Annotated in this window: 10 protein-coding genes; 3 read left to right on the top strand and 7 right to left on the bottom strand. The window is 56.9% G+C overall.

The window, feature by feature from the left end; all coding sequences use genetic code 11:
- Positions 1–605 (top strand): DUF3251 domain-containing protein (locus tag Q7O77_RS10125; protein ID WP_369696216.1); only part of this gene is annotated, 605 nt, incomplete at its 5' end.
- Between the two features lie 113 nt (positions 606–718).
- On the opposite strand, the gene secF is transcribed toward Q7O77_RS10125, so the two are convergent.
- The 5 genes from secF to queA all read right to left on the bottom strand — a co-directional run bounded on the left by secF (position 719) and on the right by queA (position 6,298).
- Positions 719–1,687 (bottom strand): protein translocase subunit SecF, encoded by a 969-nt coding sequence (gene secF / locus Q7O77_RS10130; protein ID WP_027063691.1) that lies wholly within the window; start codon positions 1,685–1,687, stop codon positions 719–721.
- Between the two features lie 10 nt (positions 1,688–1,697).
- The gene (gene secD / locus Q7O77_RS10135) at positions 1,698–3,545 is read right to left on the bottom strand and encodes a protein translocase subunit SecD (protein WP_304166547.1); all 1,848 of its coding nucleotides are present in this window, start codon (positions 3,543–3,545) and stop codon (positions 1,698–1,700) included.
- A 29-nt stretch (positions 3,546–3,574) separates the two neighbouring features.
- A complete protein-coding gene (yajC, locus tag Q7O77_RS10140) occupies positions 3,575–3,910 on the bottom strand; it encodes a preprotein translocase subunit YajC (protein ID WP_026738805.1) in 336 nt (111 codons plus the stop codon).
- Between the two features lie 93 nt (positions 3,911–4,003).
- Positions 4,004–5,134, bottom strand: a complete 1,131-nt coding sequence (gene tgt, locus Q7O77_RS10145; protein WP_304166550.1) for a tRNA guanosine(34) transglycosylase Tgt — start codon at positions 5,132–5,134, stop codon at positions 4,004–4,006.
- A 93-nt stretch (positions 5,135–5,227) separates the two neighbouring features.
- The gene (gene queA / locus Q7O77_RS10150; protein WP_085651686.1) at positions 5,228–6,298 is read right to left on the bottom strand and encodes a tRNA preQ1(34) S-adenosylmethionine ribosyltransferase-isomerase QueA; all 1,071 of its coding nucleotides are present in this window, start codon (positions 6,296–6,298) and stop codon (positions 5,228–5,230) included.
- 116 nt (positions 6,299–6,414) lie between these two features.
- On the opposite strand from queA, the gene Q7O77_RS10155 reads away from it, so the two are divergent.
- Both Q7O77_RS10155 and Q7O77_RS10160 read left to right on the top strand, forming a co-directional pair.
- Positions 6,415–7,014: an ACP phosphodiesterase gene (locus Q7O77_RS10155; RefSeq protein WP_304166553.1), complete on the top strand. Its 600-nt coding sequence runs from the start codon at positions 6,415–6,417 to the stop codon at positions 7,012–7,014.
- Between the two features lie 154 nt (positions 7,015–7,168).
- Entirely contained in the window at positions 7,169–7,771 is a 603-nt protein-coding gene (locus Q7O77_RS10160) for a peroxiredoxin C (protein WP_304166556.1), read from the top strand.
- Between the two features lie 110 nt (positions 7,772–7,881).
- Here Q7O77_RS10160 and proY read toward each other — a convergent pair whose 3' ends face one another.
- Both proY and Q7O77_RS10170 read right to left on the bottom strand, forming a co-directional pair.
- On the bottom strand, positions 7,882–9,240 hold the full coding sequence (gene proY / locus Q7O77_RS10165; protein ID WP_304166559.1) for a proline-specific permease ProY: 1,359 nt from the start codon (positions 9,238–9,240) through the stop codon (positions 7,882–7,884).
- A 73-nt stretch (positions 9,241–9,313) separates the two neighbouring features.
- Positions 9,314–9,936, bottom strand: a 623-nt coding sequence (locus Q7O77_RS10170; RefSeq protein WP_304166562.1) for a branched-chain amino acid transport system II carrier protein, incomplete at its 5' end; no start/stop codon positions are given.

A 9,936-nucleotide genomic window follows, 5' to 3' on the forward strand; every position in this document is an offset into this window, starting at 1 on the left:
TGTTCGCCGTTTCTCAAGGAGACTCTTTCATGACCGTCCGTTTCCGTCTGCTGACGATGCTGCCAACGTTGATCGCACTGGCAGGGTGCGCTCAACAGCAACAGCTGCCTCAGGTGCAGCAAGAGATCAGCCAATTGAATCAGCGGTTGCAGACGCTGGCTGAACAGGCCGTGGCGCTTGAACGCCAAAATGCCCTGAATGCACACTCCTACGCGGGCGTTTATCTGCTGCCAGCAGCCAAAAACTATGCGCTGGTGGACAGCGCGATCGGCCGATTGAGCGTCTCTCTCAGCCATGTTTCGCAGGAAGCCAGCGGGACATACGCCCAGTTGCATATCCGACTGATCGACGGTGGAACGTTGCCGAATTTCCGCGCGCATTTAGATTGGGGCGAACTGGACGCATCGGGAAAGCCGCTGACGGATGGCGCGCAAACCCAGTCCTTCGCCGTGTCGCAAACGCTGGTTTCCAAATGGGAAGCCGCCATCGCGCTGCGCCTGACCGGCCTGCCGCCTGAACAGCTGGGTTTCATTCGCCTGTACGATATCGAGAAGGTCACCGGGATGGCGCCGCAGCCGGGCCACATTTCCTCACCGGCGCACTAACGAATGGGTTTGATAGCGGGCATCATCTTGCCCGCCGTTTTCTGCCGAGCACCGTCACACAAGCCAAAAAAAACCCGCCGAAAGGCGGGTTTTTTGCGTATCGAAATAGAACGTTACGGTAACAGCGACGGCTGGTCCGCCCCTTCTTTCTCGACTTTCTGCTGAATCATGTGCTCGCGCTTCATGCCCAGCTTCAGCGCCAGTGCGGACGCGACGTAAATCGAAGACACCGTACCGATGGAGACACCGATCAGCATCGCCAGCGAGAAGCCTGACAGCATCGCACCGCCGAAGATGTACAGCATCAGCACCACCACCAGCGTGGTGGCGGACGTCATGATGGTGCGGCTCAGCGTTTGCGTCAGCGACACGTTCATGATCTCGTACGGCGTACCGCGGCGGATCTTACGGAAGTTCTCACGGATACGGTCGGAGACCACGATACTGTCGTTCAGCGAGTAACCGATGACCGACATGAGCGAGGCCACGATGGTCAGATCGATTTCGATCTGAAACAGCGACAGCACGCCCAGCGTGATGATGACGTCATGCGCCAACGCGATAACCGCGCCCAGCGCCAAACGCCATTCAAAACGGAAGCCGACATAGATCAGGATGCAGATCAGCGCCGCCAGCAGCGCCATGCCGCCCGCCTGCGCCAGATCGTTACCCACGCTCGGTCCAACGAACTCGATACGTTTCACTTCGCCGTGCTGGGAGGTGCTCTGGTTAATCACGTTCAACACCTGATTACCCAGCTCCTGCCCGGAGTTGCCGACGTTCGGCGACATACGCACCATCACGTCACGGCTGCTGCCGAAGTTCTGAACCAGAGGGTCGGCAAAGCCGGCTTTCTCCAGCGCCTGACGCATTTCGTCCAGATCGCCCGGTTTTTCCAGATGAATTTCAATCACCGTACCACCGGTGAAATCCAGTCCCCAGTTGAAGCCGCGGGCGCCGATCAGCACCAGCGAAATCACCAGCAGAATCCCGGAAATCAGGAACGCCAGATTGTCCCAGCGCATAAAGTCGATGACTTTACGGCCGTAGTTGAGTTGCTCAACAGTATATTCCTGTGCCACAACGCACTCCTCAGATAGACAGCTTGTTAATGCGTTTACCGCCGTAAAGCAGGTTCACGATGGCACGGGTACCGACAATCGCCGTAAACATCGAGGTCGCAACCCCGATAGTGGTGGTGATGGCAAAGCCTTTAATCGAGCCGGTACCGACCGCATACAGGATCACGGCAGTGATCAGGGTCGTCACGTTGGCATCCACGATACTGGAGAACGCGCCTTTATAACCCTCGTGGATCGCCTGCTGGACCGTACGCCCGTTTTTCAGCTCTTCCTTGATACGTTCGTTAATCAACACGTTCGCATCGACCGCCACCGCCAGCGTCAGCACGATACCGGCAATCCCCGGCATGGTGAGCGTCGCGCCGGGCAGCAGAGACATGATCCCGACAATCAGCACCAGGTTCGCGATAAGCGCGGTCGTCGCGATAATCCCGAATTTACGGTAGTAAACCACCATAAACACGATGGACGCGATCAGGCCCCACAGACAGGCTTCCAGACCCTGAGTAATGTTCTGCATCCCCAGCGTCGGGCCAATGGTCCGCTCTTCGACGATCTGAATCGGCGCAATCAACGCACCGGCGCGCAGCAGCAGTGACAGCTGGCGAGCTTCGTTCGGATTGTTGATGCCGGTGATACGGAAGCTGTTGCCCAAGCGCGACTGAATCGTCGCGACGTTGATGACCTCTTCCTGTTTCTCCAGAATGGCGCGGCCGTTGGCATCTTTCTTACCGCTGTCCTTATATTCCACGAACAGCGTCGCCATCAGTTTGCCGATGTTGTCCTTGGTGAAGTTGGACATGATGTTGCCGCCGGCGCTGTCCAGAGAAATGTTGACCTGAGGACGGTTGTATTCGTCAGCGCTGGACGTTGAGTCCGTGATGTGGTCGCCGGTCAGAATCACGCGCTTGTACAGCACGACAGGACCGCCTTCACGCATCTGTTTCACTTCTGAGTCACCCGGTACGCGTCCGCTGGCGGCAGCCGTTGAATCCGCGTTTGAGTTAACCAGACGGAATTCCAGCGTCGCCGTCGCGCCCAAGATTTCTTTCGCGCGCGCCGTATCCTGGATACCCGGCAGTTCGACGACGATACGGTCAGCGCCCTGACGCTGAACCAACGGCTCGGCAACACCCAGCTGGTTCACACGGTTACGCAGAATGTTGATGTTCTGCTGGACCGCATACTCGCGGGCTTCGCTCAGTCGCGCATCGCTCATGACCGCACGCAGCGTCGCGTCGCCATTGGCGTTGATCACCAGATCGCGGTGACGGGATGTCAGATAGCTGACGCCTTGATCGCGGGTCTGACCGTCGCGGAAGCGAATTTCGACGCCGTAGTTATCAATCTTGCGGACGGAAGCGTAAGGAATGTTTTTCTCGCGCAGATCGCTGCGCAGGGAATCCATGGTTTGTTCCTGCAGCTTGCCCAGCGCGGTATCCATATCCACTTCCATCAGGAAGTGTACGCCGCCGCGCAGGTCGAGCCCCAGCTTCATGGGTTCAGCGCCCAGCATTCTCAGCCATTGCGGAGTAGCGGGAGCCAGGTTGAGCGCAACGACAAACTTGTCGCCCAGCTCGCCGAGCAGCGCTTCACGTGCGCGGAGCTGTACGTCAGGGTTGGAGAAACGAGCCAGTATCGCGCCGTTTTCAAGCGCAATCGACTTGCTGGAAAGATTCTGTTCTTTTAAGACATTCTGGACCTGGACCAGCGTAGACTCACTGGCGGCGGCACCCCGCGCGCCAGTGATCTGAATCGCCGGATCCTCACCATATAGGTTAGGAAGCGCATACAGCAGACCGATGAGAATAGCCACGATCAGCATGATGTACTTCCACAAAGGATAACGGTTTAACACGGTAGTTCCCTTTGGGAAAAGGCAAAAAATTACAGGGCTTTCATAGTACCCTTCGGCAGCACGGAGGCTACGAAATCACGTTTGATCACGACTTCGTTGTTTTCGTTCAGTTCGATAGCGATGTAGCCGTTCTCGGAGACTTTAGTCACACGACCTACCAGGCCGCCGTTAGTCAGCACTTCATCCCCTTTGCTGATGGAATCCATCAACTTTTTGTGTTCCTTGGCGCGCTTTTGCTGAGGACGCAGGATCATGAAGTAAAAAATCAGACCGAACACGACCAGCATGATGATCAGAGAATAAGGGCTTCCCTGCGCCGGAGCCCCCGCTGTTGCTGCAACGGCATCGGAAATGAAAAGACTCATGTAAGTTTCCTCTTTATAAAAACGAAAAAGTGATCAAACCAAATAACGTCAAGGGAGCGACGTCCGCCGCCGCCCTCATACTGCTTATACGCCTTATACTGCGTCAATCGCCGGCGGAACCGGCTTACCAAGACGCTGGTAAAATGCGGTGACAAAGTCATCCAATTTACCGTCTTCGATAGCCTGGCGTAAACCTGCCATCAGCCGCTGATAATAGCGCAAATTATGGATGGTATTGAGACGCGCGCCGAGTATTTCGTTACAGCGATCAAGATGATGCAGATAAGCACGGCTGTAATGGCGGCATGTATAGCAATCACATTCGGCATCCAGCGGCGCGGTATCATCCTTATGCTTGGCGTTGCGAATTTTCACCACGCCATCGGTCACAAACAGGTGACCGTTGCGGGCGTTGCGGGTCGGCATCACGCAGTCGAACATATCTACGCCGCGTCGCACGCCTTCCACCAAATCTTCCGGCTTCCCAACGCCCATCAGGTAACGGGGTTTGTCTTCCGGAAGCTGAGGGCAGACGTGTTCCAGAATGCGATGCATATCCGCTTTCGGCTCACCGACCGCCAGGCCGCCCACAGCGTACCCATCAAAACCAATGTCTACCAGCCCTTTTACCGACACATCTCGTAAATCTTCGTAAACGCTGCCCTGTACGATCCCGAACAGCGCATTGCCGTTGCCCAGCTCGTCGAAGCGCTGACGGCAACGCTTCGCCCAGCGCAGCGACATTTCCATCGAGCGTTTGGCGTAGTCCCAGTCGGCAGGATACGGCGTACATTCGTCAAAAATCATCACGACATCCGATCCCAGATCGTGCTGGATTTCCATCGATTTTTCCGGGCTGAGGAAAATCGCATCGCCGTTGATCGGGTTACGGAAATGGACGCCTTCTTCGGTGATCTTGCGAATATCCCCCAGGCTGAATACCTGGAAGCCACCGGAGTCGGTCAGGATCGGTCCATGCCACTGCATGAAGTCGTGCAGGTCGCCGTGCAGCTTCATGATCTCCTGCCCCGGGCGCAGCCACAGGTGGAACGTGTTGCCCAGAATGATCTGCGCCCCCGTCTCTTTCACTTCTTCCGGTGTCATGCCTTTAACCGTGCCGTACGTCCCCACCGGCATAAAGGCCGGGGTTTCGACTACGCCACGCTCAAACACCAGTCGTCCGCGGCGGGCACGACCATCCGTCGTAAACAATTCGTACTTCACTTAACCTCCAGCACCAGAGAAACAGTCTGATGTCGTTGTTGATGACCTATAAATAGGCACTGCTGGCGGCCTATGCCGCCGGTAATAATCGGTTTATTCGCCGACGTGTTCCTGCTCTGCCTCGGGATTACGCGTGATAAACATCGCATCGCCGTAGCTGAAAAAGCGTAGCTGCTCCGCCACCGCCTGACGATAGGCGTTCATGGTGTGACGGTAGCCAGCGAAAGCGGAGACCAGCATGATCAACGTGGACTCCGGCAGGTGGAAGTTGGTCACTAGCGCATCGATCACGCGATAGTGGTAGCCGGGATAGATAAAGATGCGGGTATCGCCAAAGAACGGAGCAATCATCGCCTCCGAACTGGCCTGCGCCGCGCTTTCCAGCGAACGGACGGACGTCGTGCCGACGGCAATCACTCGATTGCCGCGCGCTTTACACGCCAGCACGGCATCCACGACGTCCTGCGGGACTTCCGCATACTCGGCGTGCATCACGTGATCTTCAATGCTGTCCACGCGTACCGGCTGGAAGGTGCCCGCCCCGACGTGCAGGGTGACGAAGGCCATTTCGATGCCCTTATCGCGCAGCGCTGCCAGCAGCGGCTCATCGAAGTGCAGACCGGCGGTCGGCGCTGCGACCGCGCCGGGACGCTGGCTGTAGACGGTCTGATACAGTTCGCGGTCGGCATCCTCATCAGGACGGTCGATATACGGCGGAAGCGGAATGTGGCCGATATCGTTGAGAATGGTCAGCACGTCGCGCGGATCGTCGAAACGAATTTCGAACAGCGCATCCTGACGGGACAGCATCGTGGCCGCTACGCTTTCATCCTCGCCCAGCACCAGCTCCGCGCCCGGCTTAGGCGCCTTCGAAGCGCGCACATGCGCCAACACCCGATGTTCGTCCAGTACACGCTCTACCAGAACTTCCAGCTTGCCGCCGCTCGCTTTACGTCCGAACAGTCGGGCGGGGATCACGCGCGTATTGTTGAAAACCAGCAGGTCGCCGGGTTCCAGCTTGTCCAACAAATCGCTAAAGATGCCCAAAGACGTCTCTCCGCTCGGCCCATCCAGCGACAGCAAACGGCATCCGCTACGCTGCGCCTGGGGATAATGGGCGATGAGAGACTCAGGGAGTTCAAACGAAAAATCGGCAACACGCATGACTATTCACTTAGCTATCTGACAGAGGGAAAAAGAGGCGGCCTAGTCTAGAGCCGGGAACGACCGGCTGCAAGAAATAAGCGGTCTGTGAGAGGAATTGCACTTATACTGCCGGGATGAATTTTCTCGCCCATCTCCATTTAGCCACGCTGGCCGACAGCTCCCTGCTGGGAAACCTGATGGCTGACTTTGTCCGTGGTAATCCCGACGGCACTTTTCCCGACGAGATCGTCGCCGGCATTCGGCTGCATCGCCGAATAGACAGCCTGACGGACAGCCTGCCGGAAGTCCGCGCCGCGTGCCGCTATTTCAGCGCCGACTATCGTCGCGTCGCGCCAATTACGCTCGACGTGCTGTGGGACCATTTTCTGGCGCGGCACTGGACGAGACTGTCGCCCCACGTCACCTTGCCGCAATTCGTCGCCGACGCCCGCGGAGAGATAGAACCGCATTTGCCGCAGACCCCGGAGCGTTTCCGCAATCTGAACAACTATCTGTGGACCGAACGTTGGCTGGAGCGCTATGCCGAGCTTCCGTTTATCGGCGAAGTCCTGTACCGCATGGCGCTGCGTCGCCCTCGTCTGGCGGCGCTGGCGGGCTCTTTCGAGGAGGTGGAGCGTCACTATCATCAGCTTGAAACACTGTTCTGGCAGTTTTATCCCGTCATGATGGAGACCGTAAAGAGCGGGCGGCTGTCATCATCAGCGACGAGCTAATCGGTCGACCTCGGAAAGCAATACCAATTGATGCAATAGGCAAAACCTATCTCATTGATTGGCCGACATTCCCTTTATTCACCCTGACGAAATACCTATACTCGCTAGGGTTTATTTCCCTCCGCTTTACTCATTTACCACCACGGGAGTTATTATGATTCTGGTCACTCGTCCCGCCCCCGATTTCACTGCCGCCGCCGTTTTAGGCAGCGGAGAGATCGTTGAAAATTTCAACCTGAAAGAGCACATCAACGGTAAACCGGCCGTCATCTTCTTCTGGCCGATGGATTTCACCTTCGTGTGCCCGTCAGAACTGATCGCTTTCGACCACCGTTACGAAGAGTTCCAGAAGCGCGGCGTTGAAGTCGTCGGCGTCTCCTTCGACTCCGAATTCGTCCATAACGCCTGGCGCAGCACCCCTATCGACAAAGGCGGTATCGGCGAAGTGAAATACGCGATGGTGGCAGACATCAAACGCGAAATTCAGAAAGCCTACGGCATCGAACATCCGGATGCGGGCGTCGCTCTGCGCGGTTCTTTCCTGATCGACAAAAACGGCATCGTGCGCCATCAGGTCGTCAACGATCTGCCGCTGGGTCGTAACGTCGATGAAATGCTGCGTATGGTCGATGCCCTGCAGTTCCACGAAGAGCACGGCGAAGTGTGTCCGGCGCAGTGGGTGAAGGGTGAAGAAGGCATGGGCGCGTCTCCGGACGGCGTTGCCAAATACCTGTCTCAGAACGCCAACAAGCTGTAATTCACGGCTTTTGACGTAAAAAAACCCCGCGGTGGTCGCCGCGGGGTTTTTTATTTGCTGTGACTTACGCCGGACAGGCCTATGCGCTCACGCGGTCCGACTCAGGGTCATCAGGCTGCTTTGCGTCGCAGGAACACGAAGTAACCGACGAGCAACAGCGCAATCCACATAAATCCGGCATACAGAGAAATACGGGTATCCGGGAAGTAGCCGATCAGACCGATGATAAACGCCAGGAAAACAATCCCTACCGCAGAAGTCACCGCTCCGCCCGGCACCGGAAACGCCAGCGCTTTCGTCTGTTCACGGCTCAGCTTGCGGCGGAAAGCGATTTGGGAGCACAGGATCATAATCCATACCCATACCGTCGCGAAGGTCGCCAGAGAAGCGATCACCAGGAACACTTTCTCCGGCATGATGTAGTTCAGATAGACCGCCGCCAACAGCGCCACCATCATCACCACCACCGTCACCCACGGAATACCGCCACGCGACAGGCGCATGAACACTTTCGGCGCATGGCCCTGTTCAGCCATACCGTGCAGCATCCGCCCTACCCCGAACACATCGCTGTTAATTGCCGACAGCGACGCCGTGATCACCACGAAGTTCAAAATACCGGCGGCAGCATTAATGCCCATGTGCTGGAAGGTCATCACGAACGGACTGCCGCTGGTGCCGACCTGATTCCACGGATAGATGGACATGATGACGAACAGCGTCCCTACGTAGAACACCAGAATACGCCAGGGAACGGAGTTGATGGCTCGCGGGATGGATTTACGCGGATCCTGAGCTTCACCGGCGGTGATACCGATAATTTCCACGCCGCCGTAGGCAAACATCACCATCTGCAGCGACAGTATCATCCCCATTATCCCGTTACTGAAGAAGCCTCCGTTGGTCCACAGGTTATGGATACCGGTCGGCTGGCCGCCATTGCCGATCCCCCAGATAATGATGCCGATACCCGCCGCAATCATCAGAATGATGGTCGCGACTTTGAAGAAGGACAGCCAAAATTCCAGCTCGCCAAAAACCTTCACATTCATCAGGTTTATCGCCCCGATGATCAGCACGACGCTCAACACCCAGACCCAGTGCGGAACCGCAGGGAACCAGACGCCCATATAGATACCGAAGGCCGTGACGTCGGCAATCGCCACAATCAGCATTTCAAAGCAGTAGGTCCATCCGGTGATATAGCCCGCCATAGGACCGAGGTAATCGCGCGCATAGCGGGAAAAGGAGCTGGCCTGAGGATCGTTGACCGACATCTCTCCCAGTGCGCGCATGATGATATAAGCCGCGACTCCGCCGATAAGGTAAGCCAGCAGAACGCTGGGACCCGCCATCTGAATGGCGCTGGCGGAACCATAAAACAGACCGGTTCCTATCGCCGAACCTAAGGCGATAAAACGGATGTGCCGCGCACTTAAGCCACGCTTGAGCTTGGACTCTTGTTCCATATTTAAAGCAACCCTGTTTTACAAACGAAAAAACCACAGGCCGAAGCCTGTGGTGCAAATCCCTCTTGCCGTACTAAGTACGTGCGGTCGCTGTCTGACGAGCGATAAGCAGATCGTAGGCGGCAGCCACCAGCAACACGGCCAGCGACGGCAACAGCCAGGCCAGCCCTTGTTGACCCAGCGGCAGGTAGTTCGCCCACTCAGGCAACCAGGAAGCAAAGGCCGACGATTTTACGCCATCAATCACGCCGAAGACCAGACTGATCAGCATCGTGGGGGCCACAATGTAGCGGCTATTATTCCACCAACGCAGCGTAAAGCTCAGCAACACCAGCACGATACACGGCGGATAAATGGCGGTCAGGATCGGAATCGACAGCTGGATCAGATGGCTCAGGCCCAGGTTGGACACCACCATGGAAAACAGCCCCAGCACGAAGACCAGCGTGCGATATGAAAGCGGCAGATATTCGGCGAAGAACTCCGCGCAGGCGCAGGTCAGCCCTACCGCCGTCACCAGACAGGCCACAAAAATCAGTATCGCCAGGAACGCGCTACCCATGTTGCCGAACGTGTATTGTACGTACGCGTGCAGAATCTCAGCGCCGTTCTGAGCGCCCGGGATCAGCTGACCGCTGTTGGCGCCGAGGTGGAACAGGCTCAGATAGACCAGCGCAAGGCCAAGCCCGGCAATCA

Origin of the sequence: Lonsdalea britannica (genome assembly GCF_946477055.1) — a bacterium.
GTDB classification, from domain to species: Bacteria; Pseudomonadota; Gammaproteobacteria; order Enterobacterales; family Enterobacteriaceae; genus Lonsdalea; species Lonsdalea britannica_A.

Bases quoted from the DNA above. Each gene is read 5' to 3' on its own strand.
- yajC (WP_026738805.1), bottom strand. From the start codon at position 3,910: ATGAGTCTTTTCATTTCCGATGCCGTTGCAGCAACAGCGGGGGCTCCG.
- queA (WP_085651686.1), bottom strand. From the start codon at position 6,298: ATGCGTGTTGCCGATTTTTCGTTTGAACTCCCTGAGTCTCTCATCGCC.
- Q7O77_RS10155 (WP_304166553.1), top strand. From the start codon at position 6,415: ATGAATTTTCTCGCCCATCTCCATTTAGCCACGCTGGCCGACAGCTCC.
- Q7O77_RS10160 (WP_304166556.1), top strand. From the start codon at position 7,169: ATGATTCTGGTCACTCGTCCCGCCCCCGATTTCACTGCCGCCGCCGTT.
- proY (WP_304166559.1), bottom strand. From the start codon at position 9,240: ATGGAACAAGAGTCCAAGCTCAAGCGTGGCTTAAGTGCGCGGCACATC.